We start from the raw sequence: 25,338 nt of genomic DNA on the forward strand, positions 1-25,338 counted from the left end.
CCGCCTCGCACCCTCTCATTCCATCACAGCACTATGGTCGATGGCTGGCGGAGCCTTGGGCTTGCGCAGCAGGAACACCAGCGGCATGACCGAGAGCGACATGATCATCAGCAGCTTGAAATCGTTCATGTAGGCGATGATCGTCGCCTGCAGCGTGATGATGCTGTCGAGGGAAGCGCGCCCGGCTTCGGTAAAGGGGCTGAGGCCCTGGGCGGCAGTCGCTTGAAAGGCGTGGTTGAACGGCGTCACCGTTGCGCCGATCGTTTCGTGATTGGCCTGGGTGTTCTCGACGAGAAGGGCTGCGACCACGGCAATGCCGACGCTCGACCCGATATTGCGCGAGAGATTGTAGAGGCCTGTGCCATCGCCGCGCATATGGGCGGGAAGGGTCGCAAAGGCGATGGTGGTTAGCGGCACGAAAAGGAAGCCGAGCCCGGCGCCCTGCACGAAGCCGACCGAAACGATCGTCCATTGCGAGACATCAGGCGTCCAGCCTATCATGTCGTACATCGCCCAGGCGGTGATCCCCAGGCCGATGAACAGCAGGATGCGGGTATCGACCTTGCCGATCAGCCGTCCGACGACGAACATGCACAGCATAGTTCCAAGCCCGCGGGGTCCCATGACAATGCCGGCGGTGATGACCGGATAGCCCATCAGCGATTGCAGATAAGGTGTCATCAACGCCAGAGAAGCAAGATAGGTGACACCGATCACGAAGATGAACAGCATGCTGACGGTAAAATTCTGGTCGAGGAACAGCCGCGGATTGATGAACGACTTTTCGGCCGTCAGGGTGTGGACGATCAGCAGGTAGAAGGCGCTGGCGCAGACAATCGCCTCAAGAATGATCTCGCCCGAGGAAAACCAGTCGAGCTGGCCGCTGCGGTCGAGAAAAAGCTGCAGCGAACCGATTGCAAGGCTCAGCATGCCGAAGCCGAACCAGTCGAGCTTGGCGAGGCTGTCGAGTTTGGTTTCCTTCACGTAGATGCTGATGCCGGCAAGGGCGAGCGCGCCGATCGGTATGTTGATATAGAATACCCAGCGCCAGCTGATATTATCGGTGAGCCAGCCGCCGATGACGGGCCCAAGCACCGGCCCGACCATGACCGAGACGCCGAACAGGGCCATCGCCGAGCCACGTTCCTCGACGGAATAGATGTCGAGCAGGATGCCTTGCGAAAGCGGCACGAGGGCCGCGCCAAAAAGCCCCTGCAACAGACGGAAGCCAACGATCTGGGAGAGCGACTGCGCGAGCCCGCAGAGGATCGAGGCGACCACGAAGCCGACAATGGCGACCATCAGAACGCGCTTGCGGCCGAATTTCGCGGCAAGAAAGCCCGACGGCGGTGTCATGATCGCGGCCGCGACGATATAGGACGTCAGCACCCAGTTGATCTGATCGGCGCTGGCGGCAACGCTACCCTGGATATAGGGCAGTGCCACGTTGGCGATCGTGGTGTCGAGCGCCTGCATGATCACGGCCAGGATGATGCAGGCCGTGATCGCGCCGCGATTGGCGACCGGTGCCGTGGCGGCTGCGGTGGGTGTCATCGGCTTTACTCGTGCGCGTGGGCCGTAAACTGGCCAAGGAGCTTCGCGATGCTGTCTGGCAGACCGCGCGCGTGGCCGGTGTTGATCTCGACGACAGCGCTCATACCGACACGGAGTGGCGGCTTACCTTCTGCGGGGTCGATGGAAACACGCATGGGAATGCGCTGAACGACCTTGACCCAGTTGCCTGAGGTGTTCTGGGCCGGCAGGAGCGAGAAGCTGGCACCCGAGGCAGGGCTGACACTCGCGACCTTGCCGGTCCATTCCTCGCCCGGATAGGCATCAACGCTGATCGACACGGTTTGCCCGGGCTTCACATAGGTCAGCTCGGTTTCCTTCGGATTGGCCGATATCCACATGTTGCTGGTGGAGACCAGCGAAAAGCCCTGCTGGGCCTCTTCGAGATAGCTGCCGACCTGAAGCGCGTTGACATTGGTGACAACGCCGTCGAAAGGCGCGCGCACGACCGTATCATCGAGTTCGCGCTGGGCGTCATCGACGTCGGCTTTCGCCTCGAGATAGGCCGGATACGTTTCGATCGGTTTGTCGGCATTGCCGCCGAGTTGTGCCAGCGTCCCTTCCGCCAGGGCCTTGGCGACCGAAACCTTCTGTCCGGCGGCATCGAGATCGTGCTTTGCCTCGTCATAGGTGGCATGGGACGCGGCGGCGTTGGAGATCAGTTTCTCCTGGCGCTCAAGGACGGTCTGGTAGTAGGGGATGTCGGCTTCCACCTGGGCAATTTGCGCCAGGGTCTGCTTATAGCCGGCCTTGAGGTTCAGGAGCTGGTTGCGGGCGGCTTCCAGCTTTGCTTGGGCGCCTTCGAGCGTGATGCGGAAGCTGTCCGACTTCAACTGGAACAATACCTGACCGGTTTTCACGGCCTCGTTTTCCTGAACATCGACAGAAGCGACAATGCCGGCAACGTCGGTCGACACACCGACCATGTCGGCCTGAAGATAGGCGTTGTCCGTTTCCATGATCTGGCCGCCGGTTACGTAGTAGTAGCCACCGGCGACGAGCGCGATCGGCAGCAGCGCAAACAGCACCGGACGCTTAACGCTGCGTTTGCGGCGCACGGGCTCTGCAGCCGGAACGGGCAGGGCAGCCGCTGATGTAGCCGGCGCTTCCGCGACCGTTTCCACGGTTTCATTGACATTGGCAGGGACGCGAAGGGAGGTAGGTTCAGCCATGGTGTGTTTCTTTATCAGCCGGCGCGCGGCAGGCCTGGAGGAGGTTGGACTTCATAAGATCGAGGATGATGACGAGCCGGTCCCGATCGTCGTCGGAGATGCCATCGAGCGCTTCGCTGCGCGTTGCGTCACCGATGGCGCGCATGTCTGATAGAAGCGCGCGGGCTTCCTCCGTTGTATAGAGGAGACAGATACGTCGGTCGGTCTCGTGCCGCTTGCGCGCGATGAAACCGCGCTCGGTAAGCTTTTCCAGGACACGCATCAGGGTGATGGGCTCGATCTCCAGCAGCTCCGCGAGCCCGCTTTGATGGATACCTTCGTTCCGCGAAAGATAGGCAAGCGTCTGCCACTGGGAACGAGTAAGGCCAATATCCCGCGCACGCTGCTCGAAGCGCTTTCTCAAGAGCCTGGCAACGTCATGCAGAAGGAAACCGAGGGTCGGTGGATTGAGGCTCATCGAAATATCTTAAGCATCCTTAATTTAAGCACCCATAATTCAATTGCTGCGTCTGCGCAATCACCTCTCTGCGGCGCCGCAATTTTTATTCATGCCCTCTTGCGTCTTGCCATCCAGCCCAAGGCGGCATAGCTCTGCCCGTGAAGTGCAACCGGACAGACCATGCCGCACAAGGTTTTCCTTACCCGCCTGAAGCTTGCCGATTTCCGCAACTATGCGGGGCTCGCGCTCGATCTCGATGAGCGCCATGTGGTGCTGACGGGAGAGAACGGGGCAGGCAAGACCAACCTGATGGAGGCGGTGTCCTTCCTGTCTCCGGGCCGGGGGCTGCGCCGCGCCGCCTATGGCGATGTCGCGCGTGTCGGGTCGGATGGTGGTTTCTCGGTCTTTACCGAATTGGAAGGGATGGACGGCAGTGTCGAGCTCGGCACCGGCACACTGGGTGGCGAGGAGGGGCAGTCGCGCCGTCTGCGGATCAATGGCACGACGGCCAAAAGTGTCGATGAACTGCTGGATCATCTGCGGATACTCTGGCTGACACCGGCCATGGATGGCCTTTTTACCGGTGGTTCCGGCGATCGCCGCCGATTTCTGGATCGTCTCGTTCTCTCGCTTGATCCTGAGCACGGCCGTCGGGCGACCGACTACGAGCGAGCCATGCGAAGCCGCAACAAGTTGCTTTCCGAGCCGCGACCCGATCCTGCGTGGCTGACGGGGCTGGAGCGGCAGATGGCAGAACTTGGTGTGTCGATGGCCCATGCCCGCCACGAAATGCTGGGCCTGCTCGCGACCTTGATCGAGCAAAACGGAGAGGGCAGCGCATTTCCCGCAGCCAGCCTTGCCCTTTCCGGGTTCTTGGACGGCGAATGGCATCGCCCCGCCGTGGACCTGGAGGAGCAATATCTCGGCATGCTGCAGACCGGACGCTACCGCGACGCCGCCGCAGGCCGAACACTGGAAGGCCCTCACCGCAGCGATCTCTTCATTCGCCACCGCGCCAAGGACATGGAAGCAGCACGTTGTTCCACTGGAGAGCAAAAGGCGCTTCTCGTCGGCCTGGTGCTTGCCCACGCCCGCCTCGTCGCCAATCTCACTGGCCACGCCCCCGTGTTGCTTCTCGATGAAATTGCCGCCCATCTCGATGAAGGCCGGCGGGCCGCACTGTTCGATCTCGTCGATGGGCTCGGCGGTCAGGCCTTCATGACCGGTACGGATCGCGCGATGTTTTCCGCGCTTGGCGATCGAGCCCGTTACCTCACGGTTGCCAACGGCGCCGTTTCCGAGTGAAGCTATATCATGTCCACTTCCCCGCTCAGTCCTGACGAAATCGAACGCTACGCCCGCCATATCGTCCTGCCGGAAGTTGGCGGGGTGGGACAGCAGAAGCTGAAGGCGGCGCGTGTCCTCGTTATCGGTGCAGGAGGGCTGGGCGCGCCGGTGTTGCTCTATCTAGCCGCCGCTGGCGTGGGCACGATCGCTATCGTCGATAACGATGAGGTTTCTCTCTCCAATCTGCAGCGCCAGATCATCCATGGCACGCCGGATATTTCCAAGCCCAAGGTGGAAAGCGCCGAAGATGCCATGACGCGGATCAACCCGCATGTCGCAGTGGTCACGCACGCGGAGCGTCTTGACGCTTCCAACGCGGAGCGCATTTTCTCCGGCTATGACATCGTGGTGGACGGGTCCGACAATTTCGAGACGCGTTATCTCGTGGCCGATGTGGCGGAGCGGATGGAAATCTCTCTCGTGACCGGTGCCGTCGGCCGGTTTGACGGTTCCCTGACTGTACTTCGCCCGTGGGTGCAAGGACCGGATGGGCGGCTTAACCCGCGCTACCGCGATCTTTTTCCAGAACCACCGGCACCGGGTGTGGTGCCGTCATGCGCCGAGGCCGGGATTGTCGGCGCGCTAACCGGCGTCATCGGTACATTGCAGGCTATGGAAGTGATCAAGCTGATTACGGAAGCCGGAGCGCCCTTGATCGGACGACTTCTTCTCTATGATGCCGTGGCCGCGCGTTTCGAAACGATCCGCTACAGGCGGCGCGCACCGCACGAGGTAGAATGATAATCGAGCGCATCAACGACGGCTTTACGGCTTTGGAAGACTTGTTGTCGCTGATCCTGGCCGCGTTCGCCTATATGGAGCCGCGGATCGATCCGCCATCGTCGGCGCATCTTCTGAACGTCTCTTCCTTGCGCGAAAAGGCAGCAACGGAAATCGCCTATGTCGCTGTGGAGCAGGGGCAGATCCTCGGCTGCGTTTTCCTGAACCCGGAACCAGATTGTCTCTACATCGGCAAACTGGCAATCGATCCGACCATGCAGGGCAGGGGGATTGGTCGCGCACTTCTCGATACAGCAATCCACACAGCCGAAACTCTGGGTCTGCCACAGCTGCGGCTTCAGACTCGTATCGAGCTTATTGAGAACCATGCGATCTTCAGCCGCTGGGGCTTCCGAACGACGGCAGAACGCGCACATCCTGGTTTCACGCGCGCGACCTACATCGAGATGCGCAAGGCCCTCTGAATTCAAACCCTGTTCGGAAGAACGCGGTCCGGCGGGCGATGCCCGTCGAAGAAGGTCCGGATGTTGATCACGACCTTTTCGCCCATATCCACACGTCCCTCGAGCGTCGCCGAACTCATATGCGGCAGGAGCACGACCTTGCCTTCGGCGGCGAGCTTGACGAGCTTCGGATTGACGGCCGGCTCGTTTTCGAAAACGTCGAGCCCGGCGCCGGCAATCTTGCCCTCTCGCAGGCATTTGATCAGCGCCGCCTCATCGACAATGCTGCCGCGCGCGGTGTTGACGATGTAGCTTGTCGGCTGCATCAGCGCGAGACGCCGAGCCGACAGGAGATGGTAGGTTGCGGGCGTCGAGGGGCAGTTGACCGAGATGATATCGACACGGGCGAGCATCTGGTCGAGGCTGTCCCAATAGGTCGCCTCCAGCTTTTCCTCAGTCTCGTGGCTGACACGCTTGCGGTTGTGGTAATGGATCGAAAGCCCGAAGGCCTTGGCGCGGCGGGCAACGGCGGTGCCGATACGGCCCATGCCGACGATACCGATGCGTTTTCCCGCAAGGCGACGGCCGAGCATCCAGGTCGGAGACCACCCGGCCCATTCGCCCTTCTTGTCGGTGAGGATATTGGCACCCTCGATCAGCCGTCTCGGCACGGCGAGAATGAGCGCCATCGTCATGTCGGCGGTGTCCTCGGTCAGTACGTTTGGCGTATTGGTGACCGTTATGCCGCGACGGGCGGCGGCATCGACATCGATGTTGTCAACGCCGTTGGAGAAGCTGGCGATCAGCTTCAGCTGCGGTCCGGCCTGCTCGATCAGGGCAGCATCAATTCGGTCGGTAAGGGTCGGCACGAGCACGTCGGCGCGCTTGACGGCCGCCACCAGTTCCGGCTGGCTGCGCGGCGCATCGTCGATATTGAGTTCGGCGTCGAACAGCTCGCGCATGCGCGTTTCCACGACATCCGGCAGCTTGCGGGTGATATAGACCTTGGGCTTTTTCTTCGCGGTCATCTATGCCTGTCTTGTGCTTGTTGACGGGTTCTTAACCAAGATGAGTGATCGTTCTCCCTGCAGTGCATTTTCTACCAGACCCGGTGCGGAAGACAAACGAAACTCTGAAACTTCTCCGGCGAATTGTTTGCGAGTTATCGCGCCGATCTGATTTTTGCCTGCAAGCTTCTGATTGTTTTGGAAAAAACGGATTCGTCATGCGTAAGGTCCTCTCCAGGTTCGTTCTCGCCGCGGTCGTTCTGGCCGGTTGTGCAAGCGTTGCCGCGCCGGCCTTTGCTCAGGCCGCCAAGGGCGCAAGCGGTCTGCCGCTGCCACGTTTCGTCAGCCTCAAGTCGAAAAGCGTCAATCTGCGCGTCGGCCCGAGCGTCGATTATGCGATCGCGTGGCGCTATATGCGCTCCGGCGTTCCGGTCGAAATCATCCAGGAATATGATAACTGGCGCCGTATCCGCGATGCTGACGGTGCAGAGGGCTGGGTCAACCAGGCCCTGCTTTCCGGCGACCGAACGGCGATTACCGCGCCATGGATGCGCAGCAAAGGCGATGATATCTTCGTCAACATGCGGCGGGAACCCCAGTCAAGTGCTGCGATTATCGCGCGTCTTCAGCCGGGCGTCGTCGTGCATGTCGGCGAGTGCAATGGCGATTGGTGTCATGCGGACGCTCAGGGCACTGAGGGCTGGATCGCCCAAACCGAAATCTGGGGCGCTTATCCGGGCGAAGCCTTCAAGTAACTCGGCGGGGGCTCAGAGGAGCCCCGCCTCTTTCGCTGCATCCGAAAGCGAAATCATCGGGCGCGGTCCCACTTGCTCGATGACGATGCCGGCGGCAAGGCTGCCGAGCCTGCCGCAATCGGCAAGCGAACGATCGGCGGTGTAGCCGAACAGGAAACCTGCCGCATAAAGATCGCCGGCGCCGGTCGTATCGACGACCTCTGCAATTTCCGTTGCTTCAACACGAACGCGCTCGCCGCCCCGAATGACGATCGAGCCTTCCTCGCTCATCGTCACGGCCGCAAGCTTGCAATCTTTGGCGATGCTGTCGAGGGCAAGATCGAAATCCTCCGTCTCGTAGAGCGCCAGTGCCTCCTGCCGGTTGGCGAAGACGATATCGACGGTGCCGGAGCGCATCAGGTCGAGGAATTCGGCACGGTAGCGGTGAACGCAGAAACTGTCGGAGAGCGTCATCGCCACTTCGCGACCGTTGGCATGGGCAATGCGGGCGCATTCGCGGATTGCATCCTTGGCGCGCGGCGGATCCCAGAGATAACCTTCGAAATAGGTGACCTTGGCATCGGCGACAACATCGGCTTCGACATCTTCCGGGCCGAGCTCGATACAGGCGCCAAGATAGGTGTTCATCGAGCGTTCGCCGTCGGGCGTGACAAAGATCATCGAGCGCGCGGTCGGCGGCTCCGAGGGAAGGGGCTTTGTCTCGAAATGCACGCCCTGGGCGCGAATGTCGTGGGTGAAGATGTCGCCCAGCTGGTCGCTTGAAATCTTGCCGAAATAGGCGGCGCGTCCCCCGAGACTGGCAACGCCCGCCGCCGTGTTGCCGGCACTGCCGCCGGAGGCTTCGAGGGCCGGGCCCATGCGGGAGTAGAGAAGCTCGGCGCGCTCGGCATCGATCAGGTTCATCGCGCTCTTGATGATGCCGTTGTGAACCAGAAATGCGTCCTCGCAACGGGCGATGATGTCGACAATCGCATTGCCGACCGTGAGCACGTCGAATTTCGTCATGGGGAACCGCCTGGAAAATATGCTTCAGCCGGTATCCGGTAATAGCGAATTTGTGGGTCTTGGGAAGCGCAAATGCTGAAATCGTACGAAGGGCGTAGATTTTTCTTGATTTTGGAAACGATCATTTCCTATATAGCCGCCATGAACACGCTCCCAGCAACCTGCGATCTCCTCAAACCCGCCCGCGGACGTCCACGGGCTTTCGATGTCGATGCGGTGCTGGATGGCGCCATCGCTGTCTTCAGCGAGCGTGGCTACCACGGCACGTCGATCGGCGATCTCGCCAATGCGATGGGGCTGACCACCGGCAGCATCTACAAGGCTTTCGACGATAAACGCGGCGTTCTGCTTGCGGCCTTCGCGCGTTACCGGAAAGTGCGCCGGACCCTGCTGTTGAGTGCCATCGCACACGCACGAACCGGACGCGAGAAAATCCGTGCCGTGCTTGGCTTTTATGCTGATGCGGCCTGTGGTGGTTCCGGCCAGCGGGGCTGTCTTGTCGTGGCCACAGCAACCGAACTTGCCGCAACAGATGCGCTTGCTGCCCGCGATGTCGATGAAGCCCACGCCTCGAACGAGGGGCTGCTCCGGGATCTGATCCTCCTTGGACAGCAGGATGGCTCGATTGGCGTTGAGATCGACGCTCAAGCAACCGCCCGCACCATGCTTTGCCTGCAACAGGGCATGCGTGTTGTCGGCAAGACCGATTCCCGTAGCCGTGAAGACATGGCCCGCATCGTCGATGTGGCCATGGCCATGCTCGGCTAACGCAACACCGATAACGCCAGACTGGAGATTTTCCGTGGCCACCATAACCGCCGTCGATGCAGCGCAATCCCCGCCGGCATCGCTCTCGCCGTCCATGACCTTTCTGCTCGCTGCGGCCTGCGGATTGATTGCCGCCAATCTTTATTATGCGCAGCCGTTGATCGGCTTGATCAGTTCGTCGCTGGGTCTGACGCCGGCCGCGGCCGGCCTCATCGTCACGCTGACGCAGATCGGTTATGGGCTGGGCCTGCTGCTGATCGTGCCACTTGGCGATCTCTTCGAAAACCGCAGGCTCATCCTCGTCATCACCGGGCTCGGCACCCTTGCCGTCGTTGCCGCAGGTCTGGCGAATACGCCCATGCAGTTTCTCGCTGCAGCGCTCTTCATCGGTATAGGCTCGGTCGCGGTGCAGATCATCGTGCCCTATGCCGCCCATATGGTGGCTGAGGAACATCGCGGTGCGACCGTCGGCAATGTCATGAGCGGCCTGATGGTTGGCATCATGCTCGCGCGGCCGGTATCGAGTTTCATTGCCGAGTTCCTGCCGTGGCATTCCGTTTTCTTTATCTCCGCCGCCGTGCTCGTCGCCCTGATGGTCGTGCTCGGCCGGGCCTTGCCGGATCGCGTGCCGAAGACAGGCCTCGGCTATGGCGCCCTTCTGACCTCGATGGGGCGGTTGGTGGTAACGACGCCGATCCTGCGCCGCCGGGCGCTCTATCAGGCCTGTCTCTTCGGTGCCTTCAGCCTATTCTGGACGACGACGCCGCTTCTGCTGTCTGGGCCGGAATTCGGCCTGTCGCAGGGCCAGATAGCGCTTTTTGCACTCGCCGGCGCTGCGGGCGCGGTCGCGGCACCCATAGCTGGGCGCATGGCCGATCGTGGCTGGAGCTATTGGGCAAGCCGCGCCGCGATGGCCTCTGTCGCGGTGGCCTTCCTGATCACGCACATCGCGCCCACAGGCTCGATGCTCGCTCTGGTGCTGCTGACCTTCGCGGCGATCCTGCTCGATTTCGGGGTGACGACCAACCTCGTCCTTGGCCAGCGCGCGATCTTCGTCCTCGGTCCCGAATATCGCAGCCGACTGAATGGCCTCTATATGGCAACGTTCTTTGCCGGCGGCGCGATCGGTTCGGCCGTGGGAGCATGGCTCTATGCCGATGGCGGCTGGTGGGCGGCATCGACCTTCGGGCTTGCGTTACCACTCACAGCGCTCGCCTATTCCCTGACGGAAGGGCGTGACAAAGGCTGATCAGGGCTGCGGCGGTTCCGTGAACTGCTGGGGTAGCTCAACCAAAGGTGCGGGGATGGCATTGGTCTTCTCCGCTGCCTTGCAGATATCGGCGATCACGCAGCGCTGACATTCGGGCTTTCGGGCCTTGCAGCAGTAGCGCCCGTGCAGGATCAGCCAATGATGCGCATGGTAGAGATAGTGATCCGGAATGATCCGCATCAGATTGTCCTCGACCTCATCCGGGGTTTTCCCCGGCGCCAGACAGAGCCTATTGGCGATGCGGAAGACATGGGTATCAACCGCCATGGTCGCCTGACCGAAAGCCATGGACATGACGACATTCGCCGTCTTGCGGCCGACGCCGGGCAGGGTGATCAATTCCTCTCGGGTGCGGGGAACTTCTCCACCGAAATCCGCAATCAGCTTCTCACTGAGCGCGATGACGTTCTTGGCCTTGTTGCGATAGAGCCCGATGGTCTTGATGTAGTCGCGAACCTTTTCCTCGCCGAGTTCAACCATTTTTTCCGGCGTATCGGCCACGGCAAAGAGCGCCCGGGTCGCCTTGTTGACGCCGGCATCGGTCGCCTGTGCCGACAAGGCCACAGCAATGACCAGGGTGAAGGGATTGACGTGTTCAAGCTCGCCTTTCGGTTCCGGTCGCTGGATCGAAAAGCGGCGGAAGATTTCCTCAATCTCGTCCCGGCTATAGGCGGTCTTCATCGGCGCCTTGCCGCGACCGGGCGTCGCGGGGCGGGTTTTTGCCGGCGCGGATGCTGTTTTCGACTTCACGTTTCTCATGAGCCATCTATAGTTGGCAGCCATGAACGATGGCAATGGCGAGATCGCGATCCCTGAGAAGCCGGTTTTCGAGGCCGAGCTGACTCCCTATCGTTCGCTCGGAATAAAAGGCTTCAAGGTCTTCTTCCTGATTGCTGGCTTGATGAGCCTTGTGCACATCTTCGTCTTCGTGGTCATAGGCGCCTGGCCGGTCGTCTTCTTCTTTGGGCTCGATTACCTGCTGCTGTTCGGAGCCTTCTGGCTGAACTATCGAGCCGCCCGCGCCCGCGAAGAAGTCTCGGTATCGCGCACCGATGTCCGTGTTCGGAAATTCACGCCGACCGGCCATATGACCGAACATAACTTCAATCCCTTCTGGACACGCTTCAATATCTCCCGCCATTCCGAGATCGGTATCGTCTCCATGCAGGTCGCCGATCGCCGCCGCGTCACCGATGTCGGCATGTTCCTCAATCGCGACGACCGGGAAAGCTTCGCCAAGGCCTTTTCCGGTGCGCTGGCGACCGTCAAACGTCGCTGAGGCAAGAAACGGGTGGAAGCGAAGGGGCTGGAGTGATTATCTCCCGTATAAGGAGATATGATCATGAACATCACGACCCCAATCCCTACGGATATCACGCCCAAGGGCAGCGATTATGAAGTCGTCAGCCGTGTGGTCGAACTGCTGACCGAAAATTATCGCGATCAGCCATCGCTCGAGGTGATCGCCGGTGAACTCGGTGAATCACCAACACAACTGCAGAAGACCTTCACGCGTTGGGCCGGCCTGTCGCCCAAGGCTTTCCTGCAGGCTGTGACGCTCGACCATGCCAAGCGCCTGCTGCGGCAGGAAGAGTTGCCGCTGTTGGAAACCAGCTACGAGCTCGGCCTGTCCGGCCCTGGCCGTCTGCATGATCTCTTCGTCACCCATGAGGCTATGTCGCCCGGCGAATGGAAACAGCGCGGAGCGGGTCTGACGATCCGCTACGGGTTCCATCCCTCGCCCTTCGGCGTTGCGTTGGTGATGATGACGGATCGCGGGTTGGCCGGTCTTGCCTTCAATGATCCCGGCCATGAACGGGAGAGCTTTGAGGATATGGCGGGACGCTGGCCCAATGCGAATTACGTGGAAGACAGCGCCGCGACCGCCGGCTATGCCACTCGCATTTTCGACGCGGATCGCTGGCAGGCCGAGGAGCCGTTGCGCATCGTGCTGATCGGTTCCGATTTCCAGGTCCGCGTCTGGCAGACGCTTTTGAAGATCCCCATGGGCAAGGCCGTCACCTATTCTGATATCGCTTGCGATATCGGTCAGCCGACGGCGTCCCGCGCTGTCGGCGCTGCTGTCGGCCGCAATCCCATATCCTTTGTCGTCCCCTGCCACCGGGCGCTGGGCAAGAGCGGTGCGCTGACGGGCTACCACTGGGGCCTCACCCGCAAGCGCGCCATGCTCGGCTGGGAAGCCGGCAAGGTCTGAGACCGTTCGACGAAAAAGCCCGGCATGATGACCGGGCTTTTTATCTTAAACTATAGGATCAGGCTCACTTGGCCGGAGCGGGCTCCGCAGGCTTGGCTTCGCCCTCGGTCGCGGCGGCTGCGGAAGCTTCAGGAAGCGGCGACGGGCTGTCGGACTGCTCGCGCAGCCAGGCAATCAGGTTGGCGCGTTCGTCCGGCTTCTTGACGCCGGCAAAGCCCATGGCGGTGCCAGGCACGTGCTTCTTCGGTGCTTCGACGAAGAAGCTCAGGTGATCATAGGTCCAGGTCTTGTTGGCTTCGGCGAAAGTCTTCATGCCTGCCGAATAGCTGAAACCTTCATGCGATGCGATTGGCCTGTCGACGACGCCCCAAAGGTTCGGACCGACTTTGTTCGGCCCTCCCTTCTCGGCGTTATGACAGCTCGCGCATTTCTTGAAGACGGTCGCGCCGGCAGTGGCATCCGCGCCAGCAAGCAGCGGCTTGATGTCGACTTCGGCTTCCGCCTGGGCGCCGCCAGCGGCTTCCGACGTTCCCTCTTCAGCGACGATCGCGAAACCTTCCTTCTCGGGTTCCGCCGAGTGGAAAATGCCCTCCGACGCGATCGAGACGGACATCAGAACAAAGACGGTACCAAGCAAGGCACCTACGCCCATGTTCACATATGAGTTCATCTGTAAACGCTCCCCTTGCGGCCGGCACAAACAAAAAACCGGCCCATCTTGAAATCGCGCGGAACCTATGTCTTTTGGCTTTGTGTTGCAACAGACATTCTCCACGCCGAACCGTGACGTTTTGACACTTTTCCTGTGTACTTTGAAGGCCAAAGCATGACCAGCGACAATTTGCATGAAACTCTTGTCCTCATTCCCGCACGGATGGCTTCCACCCGCTTGCCCGGCAAGCCGTTGGCCGACATTTGCGGCCTGCCGATGATCGTCCAGGTGGCGCTTCGCGCACGCGCCGCCGCAGTCGGGCGAATCGTTGTCGCCGTCGACCACCAGGATACGTTCGATGCGGTCGTAGGGGCGGGCTTCGAGGCCGTGATGACCAGGGTCGACCATCAGTCGGGTTCCGACCGCATCCATGAAGCGCTTCTAAAGTGTGACCCGGAAGGTCGCGCCAAGATCGTCATCAACGTCCAGGGCGACCTGCCGACCATTGAGCCGGAAACCATCCGCGCCGCGCTGAAGCCCCTCGAAGATCCTTCGGTCGATATCGCCACCCTGACGGTCGAGATCGAGGATGAGGCGGAAAAGACCAATCCCAATGTCGTCAAGGTCGTCGGTTCACCGATTGCCGAGGATCGACTCAGGGCGCTTTACTTCACCCGCGCTACCGCGCCCCATGGTGCCGGCGCGCTCTACCACCACATCGGGCTCTATGCCTATCGGCGCGCTGCGCTCGAAAAATTCGTGGCGCTTTCGCCTTCCGCACTGGAAAAGCGCGAATCGCTTGAACAGTTGCGTGCGTTGGAAGCAGGGATGCGGATCGATGTGCAGATCGTCCGCTCCATTCCGCTCGGCGTCGATACGCCGGCCGATCTCGAAAAGGCACGGCGCCTGCTTGCCGCGAAAGGCTGATTTTCCATGATCACCAAAACCAACAGGATTTCCTTCCAGGGAGATTTCGGCGCCAATTCCGATATGGCGTGCCGCGACATGTTTCCGGACATGGAACCGCTGCCCTGCCAGACCTTCGAGGATGCTTTTCTGGCGGTCGAGAACGGCGAGGCGGATCTGGCGATGATCCCGATCGAAAATACGATTGCCGGTCGTGTTGCCGACATCCATCATCTTCTCCCGGAGTCGCGCCTGCACATCGTCGGCGAGTATTTCATGCCGATCCGCTTCCAGCTCATGGTGCTGCCGGGCGTCTCGCGGGATGAAATCCGCACGGTTCACAGCCATATCCATGCGCTCGGCCAATGCCGCAAGATCGTCCGCGCCAATGGCTGGAAGCCGGTGGTTGCCGGTGACACCGCAGGTGCCGCCAAGCTCGTTGCCGAGATGGGAGATCGCTCCATGGCAGCGCTCGCGCCTCGGCTTGCCGCCGATCTCTACGGCTTGGAAATCATTGCCGAAAACGTCGAAGACACCGAAAACAACGTCACCCGCTTCGTCGTCCTGTCGCGCGATGCGCAGGATATCCGTCGAGGTGCAGACAAGGACGTGATCGTCACCACCTTCGTCTTCAATGTCCGCAACATTCCGGCGGCGCTCTACAAGGCGCTCGGTGGCTTCGCCACGAATGGTATCAACATGACGAAGCTCGAGAGCTACCAGCTCGGCGGTAAGTTCATCGCCACCCAGTTCTATGCCGATATCGAGGGCCATCCGGAGGACACACATGTGCGCCAGGCACTCGATGAACTTCGGTATTTTTCCGAAAAGGTAAGAATCCTCGGCACCTACCGCGCTCATCCGATGCGATTGACGCTCTGACAAGCCTGCGGCCGTGGCGCTTCTGTCACGGTCGCGCATTGATTGTCCGGCTAGCGATAACTGGCTAGATTTGCGGGGTGGAGTTTCCCCGTCTTGCATGATTTTCTCCGTCGTGACGACGCGACTCAGTTCGCATGGCCTCCTGCCATCGCGATCCGACACGCCGCCGCGGTTTGAATGCTGGCGCTGATTTTTCCAGCATAGACACGGAGATCTCTATGAAAATCAAAGCTCTTTTTGCCGGCTCGGTTGCCGCGCTTACCTTCGTTCCAGCAGCTTATGCTGCCGATGCCGTTGTAGCGGCCGAACCCGAGCCGATGGAATATGTGCGCGTCTGCGACGCCTATGGTGCCGGGTATTTCTACATTCCGGGCGGTGAGACCTGCCTGAAGATCGGCGGCTATGTCCGCTTCGACCTCGGCCTCGGCGACGATGTCTACAGCGGCGAAGATATCGGCTTTTCGACCTTTACCCGCGGCACGCTGACCTTCGATGCCCGCAATGATACCGAGATCGGCACCGTGCGCTCCTTCATCGAGCTTCGCGCCGAATCGGATGGCGATACCTACATTAACGCAGCCTATATCGATGCAGCCGGTTTCCGCGCCGGCTATGCCGATTCGCGCTTCGACACCTGGCTTGATTCGGCCGGCAACATCATCAACGACGATGTCATCGACTATACCGGCGACCGCACCAACCAGGTGAGCTACGTCTATGAGGGCGGGAACGGGTTCAGCGCTCTCATCGGCCTTGAGGAAGGCGCCGGCGATTACGACACCGGTTATGCTCCAGTACCGACCGCCTTTTACGATGATGGCGACTGGCCGAAACCGATCGTGGGCGTGAAGTACGAGCAGGATTGGGGCGGAATCTCCGCCGTCGGAGGGTATGACCCGTTCGCGGAGAGCTTTGCCGGCAAGGTGCGCCTTGATGTGGTCTTCAACGACGTATTCTCCGCCTGGGTCATGGGCGGTTACCAGTCCGACTGGGATAATGACAAGGGTCCGGGCGGCACCCGTCGCTTGAATTACTTCGGTGCCTGGAATGGCGACTGGGCAGCCTGGGGCGGCTTCGCCGTCAAGGCCAGTGAAAAGGCCTCCTTCAACGCTCAGGCGGCCTATGAAGAAGACGGCACGTTCGCCGGCGCCCTCAATGTCGATTATGCGGTTGCCGACGGCCTGAGCTTCATGCCGGAACTCAACTACACCAGTTTCGGCGGTGAGCGCGGTGATGGCGATGCTATCGGTGCCACCATCAGATTCCAGCGCGACTTCTGATCAGCGCCCATGCGCCAAAACGACCGGCACCTTTCCTTAGGTGCCGGTTTTGCTTTGTCGTCATACCCGTCATCAAATCCCACCCGGCGTTCAACAAGGACGCGTATTCTCGCCCTTCGATCCAGGCCACATGTAAAGCGACGTCTCGGTTGAGGGTAAACCTTAAATCGCTGCATCCTTCGCAATAATCGCGATTTTTGATAAATTGCGACCATCTGGACAACCTGCTCGCGAGTGCTGTAGTTTTGCCACATTCGATATTTTCGTGTTGCGTGGGGGTAACTATGACAGTTTACCTGATAGAATGTGACATAGACCCGTGGTCTTTTTACGCCGTCTGGCGCGCTGAGTCCGTCCGCGATTCCGAGTTGGTCGGGCGGCTTGGCACCGGAAATTCATGTGTTGTCATTTGACACGATTGGGGATTTGATGACCATCAAGAGCCTTTTGCTTGCTTCGGCAACCGCGCTTGCAGCTTTTCAGAACGCCACAGCAGCGGACGCCATTGTCGCGGCCGAGCCAGAGCCGATGGAATATGTTCGCGTCTGCGACGCATTCGGAAAAGGTTACTTCTACATACCGGGCACCGAGACCTGTCTGAAGATCGGCGGCTACGTTCGTTTCGATAATATGTTGGGTGAGAGCCCCTATAACGGGATCAACGACGGCTGGGTTGGCCATACCCGTGCCACGCTGCGCTATGACGCAGCCTCCGATACGGAATATGGTACGTTGCGTTCCTTTATCGAGCATCGTTGGGATAACACGGATGGCGTGGAGAAGTTTACGCTGATCAGTTCCTATATCGAGCTGGGTGGCTTCCGCGCCGGCTATTCGGATTCGCGCTTCGACAAATGGCTGGATTCGGCCGGCAACATCATCAATGACGATGTCATCGATTACTCGCCAAACCGCACCCCTCAGGTGAGCTATGTCTACAAGACTGACAACGGCTTCGAGTTACTGATTGGCCTGGAAGAGGGCAACGGCACCTATAGTGCCGGCGGCACGACGGTCTACTACAAGGACGAAGACTGGCCGGATCCGCTGGCCGGCTTCAAGTACAAGCAGGATTGGGGCGGCATTTCCGCAATCATCGGCTACGACGCCCAGTCCGAAGAAATGGCAGCCAAGGCCCGCCTTGATCTGACCCTCAACGATGTCTTCTCGATCTTCATCATGGGCGGCTATCAGTCTGGCTGGGATAATGAAGACGGCCCGGCAGGCTCGCGCCAGCGCAACTTCTTCGGTTCGTGGAACGGCGAATGGGCAGCATGGAGTGGCTTTGCTGCCAAGGTAACTGACAAGGCTACGATCAATGGCCAGGCAGCCTATGAAGAAGACGGCACCTTCGCCGCAGCCCTGAACGTGGAATACAAGATGGTCTCTGGCTTCAAGATCATGCCGGAAATAAACTACACCGATTTCGGTGGCGTGCGTGGCGACGGCAATGCCTTCGGCGGCACCGTCCGCTTCCAGCGAGATTTCTGATCAGCAGGCACTAAATACAAAGCCGGCGCCCTTGGGGCGCCGGTTTTCGTTTGCCTGCTAGAGCTTGTCAGGGAAAAGTGGGGACCGGCTTTTCCCGAAAAGACAAACGAAGATAAGAGAATCTAGAGGATGTCTGGTTCAATCTGAACCAGACATCCTCTAGCGGTGCCAGTCCAGCCAGTCCCGCATAAGCTGATGGGCGATCGCGCCCTTCGGCGGCGGACCGAGCTCACCGGCGGCAAGGCTGACGCCGGTATTTCGCGCCAGCATGGTGGCGGTTTCCTCACGGGTGAACCAGCGGCAGTCTTCCAGTTCCTGTTCGTCGCGGTGGATATCGCGGTTCTTCGCCTCCGCATAGCAGCCGATCATTAGCGTGTGCGGCATCGGCCAGGGCTGCGAGGCATGGTAGCGCACGCGACCGATGCGAATACCGGATTCCTCGTGCGTCTCGCGGCGCACAGCATTTTCGATCGTCTCGCCCGGTTCGACGAAGCCGGCAAGACAGGAATACATGCCTTCGGGAAAATGCGGACTGCGGCCAAGCAGACAGAGATCGCGCTCGAGATCGATCGTCAGCATGATTACGACGGGATCGGTGCGCGGAAAGCTAAGATGGCCGCAGGCGGTGCAGATCCGTTTGTAACCGCCGGCCTGGCTTTCAGTCGCGCTGCCGCATTTGCCGCAGAAACGATTGTTGGCGTTCCAGGTGATCAGGCTCGATGCCTGCGCGAACTGTCCCAGAAGCTCGTCGGTGAGCATCTGCTGGCGATAGAGGGTGCGCCCGTCCGCAATCTTGAACGGCTCGGGGAGCGTCTCCTCTGTCAGCCCGATCGGCACGGCAAGCCGCGGCTCGCCATTTGGCAGGAAGCCGAGCAGGATCGCGTCGTCAAGTTCCGGCTGCAATCCCGAAAGCTCGTAAGGTGCGAAGAGCGGATCGATGATCTTCTCGTCGTGCTTGACCACCAGCCGGCTGCCGGAGAAGGCCAATACATGCGCCCCCTCAGCCCGGAAGGCCTTTTCGACGCAATCGTCGGCTCGATGCTCCGACTGGCGGTCCAGGTGGTTTTCGGCAAAGGCGACGAGGGTGCTGGGTTCGGGATGCGGGCTGTGCAGGTCGAAGATCGATTTCGTCATGGTCAGAGGTTTTCCAGTAGGCGGGCTGCGAATGCCTTGCGTTCTTCGTCGCTCCACGGCTCGGCCGTGCCGAAACCCCAGACAGGCCCCGGCCAGTTGGCGTCGCCTTCGCTGCGGGCGATGACGTGGACATGAAGCTGGCGGACGATATTGCCGAGCGCTCCGACATTAATCTTGGTCGCCCCGGTCGTCTTTTTCAATGCCGCAGCCACCATGTTGGTCTCGAATGTCAACATCGTCTGGTCGAGCGGGGTCAGGTCGAAAATTTCCGAGATACCGTCTCGCTGCGGAATGAGCACCAGCCAGGGCCAGCGCCGGTCGTTCATCACCCGGAGCTGGCAGAGTCCGAGGTTGGAAACGAGCAACCCATCGCGTTCAAGGCGGGGATCAAGGGAAAAGTCAGACAAGAAGAACTCCGGGCTTTGCGAATTATCGTTGTTTTGCAAATCAATAGCAGTTTTTTGAAGGCTTGGCTTGCTTTTGCTGGCGATATTGCCGATATGAGAGCCGGGAGGTTGGTGGTGGACGAGCCACTCGCCAACCGGGTCAGGTCCGGAAGGAAGCAGCCCCAACGAGCCAGGCACGGGTCATCGTGCCAGCCTCCCACCCTTTTCCTTACTGTCCTGTCTGGACACGATTTGCAGCCAAGCGGCCCCATCGTGGGGAAAAGAGGGCGATGAGCGAAGATAGTCTGATCCCGACATCCGAAAAGCCCGCCGCCTACCGCGTCCTTGCGCGAAAATACCGGCCGAAGGACTTCTCCGACCTTATGGTCGGCCAGGAGCCGATGGTGCGCACGCTCACCAACGCCTTCGAGACCGGTCGAATCGCCCAAGCTTATATGCTGACCGGGGTTCGCGGCGTCGGCAAGACGACCACCGCCCGCATCCTTGCTCGCGCGCTGAACTACAAGACATCAGAAATCGACAAGCCGACCATCGACCTGCGCATCCCCGGTGAGCATTGCCAGGCGATCATGGAAGGCCGCCATGTCGACGTGATCGAGATGGACGCCGCCTCCCATACCGGTATCGACGATATCCGCGAGATCATCGAACAGGTGCGCTACCGCCCGGTGTCTGCGCGCTACAAGGTCTACATCATCGATGAAGTGCACATGCTCTCGACGCAGGCCTTCAATGGCCTGTTGAAGACGCTCGAAGAGCCGCCGGAGCATGTGAAGTTCATCTTCGCCACGACGGAAATCCGCAAGGTTCCGATCACGGTGCTGTCGCGCTGCCAGCGCTTCGACCTGCGCCGTATCGCCGCGATCGATCTCGTTGTCCTCTTCACCACCATTCTCGAAAAGGAAGGTGTCGCCGCCGAGCCGGATGCCTTGGCGATGATCGCCCGTGCAGCCGAGGGTTCCGCCCGCGATGGCCTCTCGCTGCTCGATCAGGCAATTGCCCATGGGGCCGGTTCCGTCGAAGTTGAGGCCGTGCGCTCCATGCTCGGTCTTGCCGACCGCGCCCGCATCGTAGATCTCTTCCATCATATCGTGAAGGGGGATGTCGCTGCAACGCTCAGTGAGTTCGCGCGCCAATACGAGGCTGGTGCTAGCCCGTCCGTGGTTCTGACCGACCTTGCTGATTTCACCCATCTCGTCACCAAGCTCAAATATGTGCCGGATGCGGCCAATGACCAGTCGCTGAGCGAGATCGAGCGCACCCGCGGCGTCGAGTTCGCCTCTGGAATCGCGGTCACCACGCTGTCGCGTATCTGGCAGATGCTCTTGAAGGGTATTCCTGAAACGGAGAGCTCCTCGCGCCCAGCCGGTGCCGCCGAAATGGTGCTGATCCGGCTTGCCCATGCTGCCCACCTGCCGGCGCCGGAAGATGCTGCACGTCGCCTGCTCGAACTTTCGGGTGGCGATGCCGGCCGTGCACCGACGGTCAATGGTAACGGTGCGGGAACACCGCAGGCCTTCCAGGGATCGAACATTCAGGCACGATCCATCGACACGCCGCCTGCCCAGCGCGCTAACGGAAATGGTGCAACGATGTTGCGGGCAGTGCCCGATACACCAACGCCCGCTGTGCAGATTGTCGGCCGCATCGAGGAAAAGCCCGCCGAAGCGCCTATTGTCAGCGCTGCCCCGAAGGCCCAGCCCAAGGTTCCGGTCAATTCCGTTGCCGACATTGCCGAACTCTGCGCGAAAAACCGCGATATCCGCCTGAAGACGCTGGTGCGTGGCTTCGTGCGGCTCGTCAATCTCGAACCGGGGCGCCTGGAGATCAACCTCCCCGAAGAAGCGCCGAAGACGCTGGTGGCCGATCTGCAGAAGCGGCTGGAGGAATGGACCGACATCCGCTGGATGGTCATCCTCAGCCGCGAACCCGGCCAGCAAACGCTACTGGAGGCCGAGCAGCAGGCTCAGGAAAAGCGCCTCAGCGACGCTCGGCAGGACCCCGATGTCGCCGCCATCCTCGCTCGCTTCCCGGGCGCCAAGATCGCCGACGTGCGCATCAAGGGGCCGGATCCGGAAGTTGAGGAGCCGCAGGTCGTTGCCGTTGCCGAATCAGAGGAAGGCGACATCCTTCCCGGCGATGATATCGAGCACTAGAGTTTGTCAGGGAAAAGTGGAAACCGGTTTTCCCGAAAAGACAAACAGAAACAAAAGAAGTTAGAGGATGTCTGGTTCAATCTGAACCAGACATCCTCTATTTCTAGCTTTTAAGCACATTTCGAAGAGGAAAATCCGATGCGCGACCTCATGGGCATGATGGGCAAGGTCAAGGAAATGCAGGCCAAGATGGAAAAGATGCAGGATGAAATCTCCGCTCTCGAAGTCGATGGTGCGTCCGGCGGTGGGCTGGTGACCGTTCGCATGGATGGCAAGGGCAACCTCAAGGGCATCAAGATCGACCCTTCGCTGTTCAAGGAAGACGATGTCGAGATCCTCGAAGACCTGATTGTTGCTGCCCATAAGGACGGCAAGGACAAGGCCGAGGCCATCGCCGCCGAAAAGACCCGTGCGCTGACCGCAGGCCTCCCGATCCCGCCCGGCATGAAGCTGCCTTTCTAAAAGGGCTAAACACGGCGATAGCTGGCGGATAGCCTAGATAGGCTAATCGAAGCTGCAGGCTCGGTGCCTTGCGGTCAAAATCCATGGCAAGGTCGCCAAAGCTTGACCTCGCAACAGACGGAGGTGGTCTTCGTGCCACCTCGAAGTGCTTGCAAATACCGCCAAGGTTCGCAGGCCGATAACGGCGCAAGTGCCGAGCTTCGCATGATGTCGCCTTCATGGTACAATTTCTCCGTTGGCTGGCAGGCGAGCGGAGAAACGGGATGTCCGAAGAACAGGCGATCCGGACGATCTTGCATCTCTATGTCGATGGCATGGCCTTCGGCAACGAAGTGGCCCTGCGAAAGGCTTTTCATGCCAATGCGCGGGTTATCGGCAACTATGAAGGTTCGGTCGAATGGCTGACGCGTGATGAATTCATCAGCGCCGTCCTTGCAGAGCCGCCAGCGCCACCGGATACCCAGCCTGTCATGGATATAGAGACGATCGACATTTCCGGCGATGCGGCGAGCGTCAAGGTTACCGACGAGTTCGCCGGCATGCGCTTTACCGATTATCTTTCGCTTCTGAAGATCGAGGGCCGCTGGATCATCGTCAACAAGCTCTACCACCTGCATCCGGCCTAGAGTTTGTCACTGAAAAGTGGAAACCGGTTTTCCCGAAAAGACAAACGGAAACAAAGGAATCTAGAGGAAGCTCCGGCTCGACTCGAATATCTTTCACGCCGACGGGAATGGTCCCCGGCTCAAGGCCGAGGACGATTGTCAGGGCAGGTTCCTTCTCAGGCCCGCAGCGTGCCGCCGGTGGACTTCGTCACGTTGGCAACGATCTTGGCGGTGAGGGCTTCAAAATCCTCATCCGTCAGCGTGCGTTCGGCGGGCTGGATGACGACTTCGATGGCCACCGACTTCTTGCCTTCGCCGAGCGACGCCCCTTCAAAGATGTCGAAGACGGAGACGCCGGTCACCAGCTTGCGATCAGCGCTGGACGCAGCCTTCAGGATCGCGCCGGCTTCCACCGTGCGGTCAACGACGAAGGCGAAGTCGCGCTTGACGGCCTGGAAGGGCGAAAGCTCCAGCGCCGGCTTGGTGCGGGTGGCCTTCTTCTTCGGGTCCGGCATGGCATCGACATAGATTTCAAAGCCGGCCAAGGCACCGGAGACATCGAGCGCTTCCAGCGTCTTCGGGTGGAATTCCCCAAACGTGCCGAGCACGATCTTCGGGCCGAGCTTGATCGTACCCGAGCGGCCCGGGTGATACCAGGACGGGCCGCCGGCCTCGAACTGCACATTGCCCATCGGCACGCCGCAGGCTTCGAGAACCGCGATCGCATCGGCCTTGGCATCGAAGACATCGACCGGCTTGCCGCCGCCCTTGGCCGTGTTCGACCACAGTCGACCGGAACCGGCAAGCGATGCCGTGCCGCGGCGGATACCGCCGGCAACGCGGCGCTGGCCGGTTGGCGTGTCGTTCTCATAGGTGCCGGAGACTTCGAAGATCGCGACGTCGCCAAAGCCCTTGTCGGCATTGCGCTGAGCAGCCGTCAACAGACCCGGCAGCAGCGAGGGGCGCATGTCGGACATATCGGCCGCAATCGGGTTTGCGAGCGAAAGGCTGGCCGCGCCGCCGCCGAAGAGCTCGGCCTGGGCCCCGGAGATGAACGACCAGGTGACGGCCTCCAGCATGCCGCGCGAGGCGAGCGCGCGCTTGGCAAGACGCGTGCGGATCTGCAGCGTCGTCAGGATGCGGCCGTTGACCGAAGTATGGCTTTCGATCGGCTCAGGCTTGATGAAATCGACGCCATGGATGCGCATGACTTCCTCGACCAGATCGGCCTTGCCATCAACATCCGGCCGCCAGGAGGGAACGGACACCGAGACACGCTCGCCCGAACCTTCAACACCAAAGCCGAGCTTCGACAGGATCGAGATGCTTTCCTCGGCGCTGACTTCGAGGCCCGTCAGGCGCTTGACCTCGAAAACCGGGAAATCGACGACCTTTGGTGTGTAGCCGGCATAACCGACGACATCGGCTTTCGCCGCCGTGCCGCCGCAGATATCGACGATCAGCTGCGTCGCGGCATCCAGGCCGGGAACCATATATTCCGGATCGACGCCGCGCTCGAAGCGGTAACGGGCATCGGTGATGATGCCGAGGCCGCGGCCTGATTTGGCGATGTTCATCGGGTCCCAGAGCGCCGATTCGATCAGAACGTCGGTCGTGTTCTCGTCACAGCCGGAATGCTCTCCACCCATGATGCCTCCGATGGACTCGACGGCTTTTTCATCCGCGATAACAACGTTAGCTGGGGACAGCGTGTATTCGCGGGTATCCAGCGCCAGAACCTTCTCGCCTTCGATTGCCCGGCGCACGGTGAGGTTGCCGTTGACCTTGGCGGCATCGAAGACGTGCAGCGGGCGGCCCTGGTCGAAGGTCAGGTAGTTGGTGACATCGACCAGCGCGTTGATCGGGCGCAGGCCGATGGCGAGCAGGCGCTGCTGCATCCACTTCGGGCTCGGGCCGTTCTTGACACCCCGCACGAGGCGAAGTGCGAAACCGGGGCACAGATGGGTATCAGCGCCGAGATCGAGCTTCACCTTGACCGGCGTTTCGCCTTTAATAGCGAAGGTGTTTGCAGCCGCAGACTTCAGCGTGCCGAGGCCGGAGGCGGCGAGATCACGGGCGATACCGTAGATGGACGTGCAATCCGGACGGTTCGGCGTCAGGTTGATCTCGATCAGTGGATCGTCGAGGCCAGCGTAAGCGGCAAAGCTCTGGCCGACGGGCGCGTCTTCCGGCAGGTCGATGATGCCGTCATGATTGTCGGACATCTGCAGTTCGCGCTCGGAGCACATCATGCCGCGGCTTTCCACGCCGCGGATCGTGCCGACGGAAAGCGTCACATCGATGCCCGGAACATAGGCGCCGGGGGCCGCGAAGGCGCCGACGAGACCGGCGCGGGCATTCGGCGCACCGCAGACGACCTGTACCGGTGCGCCGGCACCGGTATCGACCATCAGCACCTTCAGCTTGTCGGCTTGCGGGTGTTTTTCGGCGGAGATAACCTTGGCGATAACGAAAGGCTTGAAGGCCGCCTTGTCGTCGACATCCTCGACCTCAAGCCCGATCGCCGTCAGGCGCTCGCAGATCTGTTCGAGGGTGGCATCTGTTTCCAGATGGTCTTTCAGCCAGGAGAGAGTGAACTTCATTGTCTTGCTCGTTTCCTAATATCTAT

General features: G+C 60.5%; 25 protein-coding genes and 1 other RNA gene. 16 read left to right on the forward strand and 10 right to left on the reverse strand.

Annotated features, from left to right (window positions below; translation table 11 throughout):
• Positions 1 to 15: 15 nt before the first annotated feature.
• The 3 genes from QO002_RS02370 to QO002_RS02380 are packed head-to-tail and all read right to left on the reverse strand — an operon-like array spanning position 16 to position 3,201.
• Entirely contained in the window at positions 16 to 1,554 is a 1,539-nt protein-coding gene (locus QO002_RS02370) for a DHA2 family efflux MFS transporter permease subunit (protein WP_370878439.1), read from the reverse strand.
• Positions 1,555 to 1,559: 5 nt separating this feature from the next.
• Positions 1,560 to 2,744, reverse strand: coding sequence for an HlyD family secretion protein (locus QO002_RS02375; protein ID WP_307226313.1), 1,185 nt, complete (start codon positions 2,742 to 2,744; stop codon positions 1,560 to 1,562).
• Positions 2,737 to 3,201, reverse strand: coding sequence for a MarR family winged helix-turn-helix transcriptional regulator (locus QO002_RS02380; protein ID WP_307226315.1), 465 nt, complete (start codon positions 3,199 to 3,201; stop codon positions 2,737 to 2,739). The genes QO002_RS02375 and QO002_RS02380 overlap by 8 nt, the downstream gene beginning before the upstream one ends.
• 162 nt (positions 3,202 to 3,363) lie before the next feature.
• Here QO002_RS02380 and recF point away from each other — a divergent pair, with 162 nt between their 5' ends.
• Genes recF through QO002_RS02395 form a run of 3 tightly spaced genes read left to right on the forward strand, consistent with a single transcriptional unit; the run spans position 3,364 to position 5,735 of the window.
• Complete coding sequence (recF, locus tag QO002_RS02385) at positions 3,364 to 4,488, forward strand: DNA replication/repair protein RecF (RefSeq protein WP_307226317.1); 1,125 nt, start codon at positions 3,364 to 3,366, stop codon at positions 4,486 to 4,488.
• Between the two features lie 9 nt (positions 4,489 to 4,497).
• Entirely contained in the window at positions 4,498 to 5,271 is a 774-nt protein-coding gene (locus QO002_RS02390; RefSeq protein WP_307226319.1) for a molybdopterin-synthase adenylyltransferase MoeB, read from the forward strand.
• Positions 5,268 to 5,735 (forward strand): GNAT family N-acetyltransferase, encoded by a 468-nt coding sequence (locus tag QO002_RS02395; protein WP_307226321.1) that lies wholly within the window; start codon positions 5,268 to 5,270, stop codon positions 5,733 to 5,735. The genes QO002_RS02390 and QO002_RS02395 overlap by 4 nt, the downstream gene beginning before the upstream one ends.
• Positions 5,736 to 5,737: 2 nt before the next feature.
• On the opposite strand, the gene QO002_RS02400 is transcribed toward QO002_RS02395, so the two are convergent.
• Positions 5,738 to 6,742 (reverse strand): 2-hydroxyacid dehydrogenase, encoded by a 1,005-nt coding sequence (locus tag QO002_RS02400; protein ID WP_307226323.1) that lies wholly within the window; start codon positions 6,740 to 6,742, stop codon positions 5,738 to 5,740.
• A 197-nt stretch (positions 6,743 to 6,939) separates the two neighbouring features.
• Here QO002_RS02400 and QO002_RS02405 point away from each other — a divergent pair, with 197 nt between their 5' ends.
• Positions 6,940 to 7,476, forward strand: a complete 537-nt coding sequence (locus QO002_RS02405) for an SH3 domain-containing protein (protein ID WP_307226325.1) — start codon at positions 6,940 to 6,942, stop codon at positions 7,474 to 7,476.
• A 12-nt stretch (positions 7,477 to 7,488) separates the two neighbouring features.
• Here the strand turns inward: QO002_RS02405 and QO002_RS02410 are convergent, their stop codons facing one another.
• On the reverse strand, positions 7,489 to 8,481 hold the full coding sequence (locus QO002_RS02410; protein ID WP_307226328.1) for an adenosine kinase: 993 nt from the start codon (positions 8,479 to 8,481) through the stop codon (positions 7,489 to 7,491).
• Positions 8,482 to 8,622: 141 nt separating this feature from the next.
• Here QO002_RS02410 and QO002_RS02415 point away from each other — a divergent pair, with 141 nt between their 5' ends.
• Positions 8,623 to 9,249, forward strand: coding sequence for a TetR/AcrR family transcriptional regulator (locus QO002_RS02415; RefSeq protein WP_307226330.1), 627 nt, complete (start codon positions 8,623 to 8,625; stop codon positions 9,247 to 9,249).
• A 34-nt stretch (positions 9,250 to 9,283) separates the two neighbouring features.
• Complete coding sequence (locus QO002_RS02420; protein ID WP_370878440.1) at positions 9,284 to 10,498, forward strand: MFS transporter; 1,215 nt, start codon at positions 9,284 to 9,286, stop codon at positions 10,496 to 10,498.
• Here QO002_RS02420 and nth read toward each other — a convergent pair whose 3' ends face one another.
• Positions 10,499 to 11,302 carry an endonuclease III gene (gene nth, locus QO002_RS02425; protein WP_503128893.1) on the reverse strand — a complete coding sequence of 268 codons (804 nt, stop codon included), beginning with the start codon at positions 11,300 to 11,302 and terminating at the stop codon, positions 10,499 to 10,501.
• On the opposite strand from nth, the gene QO002_RS02430 reads away from it, so the two are divergent.
• Together QO002_RS02430 and QO002_RS02435 are read left to right on the forward strand one after the other, a co-directional pair.
• Positions 11,301 to 11,798: a DUF2244 domain-containing protein gene (locus QO002_RS02430; RefSeq protein ID WP_307233092.1), complete on the forward strand. Its 498-nt coding sequence runs from the start codon at positions 11,301 to 11,303 to the stop codon at positions 11,796 to 11,798. The genes nth and QO002_RS02430 overlap by 2 nt on opposite strands.
• Before the next feature lie 63 nt (positions 11,799 to 11,861).
• Positions 11,862 to 12,734 (forward strand): methylated-DNA--[protein]-cysteine S-methyltransferase, encoded by an 873-nt coding sequence (locus QO002_RS02435; protein ID WP_307226334.1) that lies wholly within the window; start codon positions 11,862 to 11,864, stop codon positions 12,732 to 12,734.
• A gap of 64 nt (positions 12,735 to 12,798) precedes the next feature.
• On the opposite strand, the gene QO002_RS02440 is transcribed toward QO002_RS02435, so the two are convergent.
• A complete protein-coding gene (locus tag QO002_RS02440) occupies positions 12,799 to 13,404 on the reverse strand; it encodes a c-type cytochrome (RefSeq protein WP_307226336.1) in 606 nt (201 codons plus the stop codon).
• A gap of 156 nt (positions 13,405 to 13,560) precedes the next feature.
• On the opposite strand from QO002_RS02440, the gene QO002_RS02445 reads away from it, so the two are divergent.
• From QO002_RS02445 to QO002_RS02460, 4 genes are all read left to right on the forward strand, one after another.
• On the forward strand, positions 13,561 to 14,313 hold the full coding sequence (locus QO002_RS02445; protein WP_307226338.1) for a 3-deoxy-manno-octulosonate cytidylyltransferase: 753 nt from the start codon (positions 13,561 to 13,563) through the stop codon (positions 14,311 to 14,313).
• A gap of 6 nt (positions 14,314 to 14,319) precedes the next feature.
• Positions 14,320 to 15,174, forward strand: coding sequence for a prephenate dehydratase (locus tag QO002_RS02450; RefSeq protein WP_307226340.1), 855 nt, complete (start codon positions 14,320 to 14,322; stop codon positions 15,172 to 15,174).
• A 218-nt stretch (positions 15,175 to 15,392) separates the two neighbouring features.
• Positions 15,393 to 16,454, forward strand: a complete 1,062-nt coding sequence (locus QO002_RS02455) for a porin (RefSeq protein WP_307226342.1) — start codon at positions 15,393 to 15,395, stop codon at positions 16,452 to 16,454.
• A gap of 429 nt (positions 16,455 to 16,883) precedes the next feature.
• The gene (locus tag QO002_RS02460) at positions 16,884 to 17,945 is read left to right on the forward strand and encodes a porin (protein ID WP_307226345.1); all 1,062 of its coding nucleotides are present in this window, start codon (positions 16,884 to 16,886) and stop codon (positions 17,943 to 17,945) included.
• Between the two features lie 159 nt (positions 17,946 to 18,104).
• Here the strand turns inward: QO002_RS02460 and nudC are convergent, their stop codons facing one another.
• Entirely contained in the window at positions 18,105 to 19,079 is a 975-nt protein-coding gene (gene nudC / locus QO002_RS02465; RefSeq protein WP_307226347.1) for an NAD(+) diphosphatase, read from the reverse strand.
• A gap of 2 nt (positions 19,080 to 19,081) precedes the next feature.
• Entirely contained in the window at positions 19,082 to 19,486 is a 405-nt protein-coding gene (locus tag QO002_RS02470; RefSeq protein WP_307226349.1) for an HIT domain-containing protein, read from the reverse strand.
• A gap of 103 nt (positions 19,487 to 19,589) precedes the next feature.
• Here QO002_RS02470 and ffs point away from each other — a divergent pair.
• The 4 genes from ffs to QO002_RS02490 all read left to right on the forward strand — a co-directional run bounded on the left by ffs (position 19,590) and on the right by QO002_RS02490 (position 22,730).
• Positions 19,590 to 19,686, forward strand: an RNA gene (gene ffs, locus QO002_RS02475) — signal recognition particle sRNA small type.
• A gap of 69 nt (positions 19,687 to 19,755) precedes the next feature.
• Positions 19,756 to 21,642, forward strand: a complete 1,887-nt coding sequence (locus tag QO002_RS02480) for a DNA polymerase III subunit gamma/tau (RefSeq protein WP_307226352.1) — start codon at positions 19,756 to 19,758, stop codon at positions 21,640 to 21,642.
• 138 nt (positions 21,643 to 21,780) lie between these two features.
• Positions 21,781 to 22,104 (forward strand): YbaB/EbfC family nucleoid-associated protein, encoded by a 324-nt coding sequence (locus tag QO002_RS02485; protein ID WP_307226354.1) that lies wholly within the window; start codon positions 21,781 to 21,783, stop codon positions 22,102 to 22,104.
• A 263-nt stretch (positions 22,105 to 22,367) separates the two neighbouring features.
• Entirely contained in the window at positions 22,368 to 22,730 is a 363-nt protein-coding gene (locus tag QO002_RS02490) for a nuclear transport factor 2 family protein (protein ID WP_307226356.1), read from the forward strand.
• A gap of 155 nt (positions 22,731 to 22,885) precedes the next feature.
• On the opposite strand, the gene pheT is transcribed toward QO002_RS02490, so the two are convergent.
• Entirely contained in the window at positions 22,886 to 25,312 is a 2,427-nt protein-coding gene (gene pheT, locus QO002_RS02495) for a phenylalanine--tRNA ligase subunit beta (RefSeq protein WP_307226358.1), read from the reverse strand.
• Positions 25,313 to 25,338: the final 26 nt, after the last annotated feature.

Source organism: Pararhizobium capsulatum DSM 1112 (genome assembly GCF_030814475.1).
GTDB classification, from domain to species: Bacteria; Pseudomonadota; Alphaproteobacteria; order Rhizobiales; family Rhizobiaceae; genus Pararhizobium; species Pararhizobium capsulatum.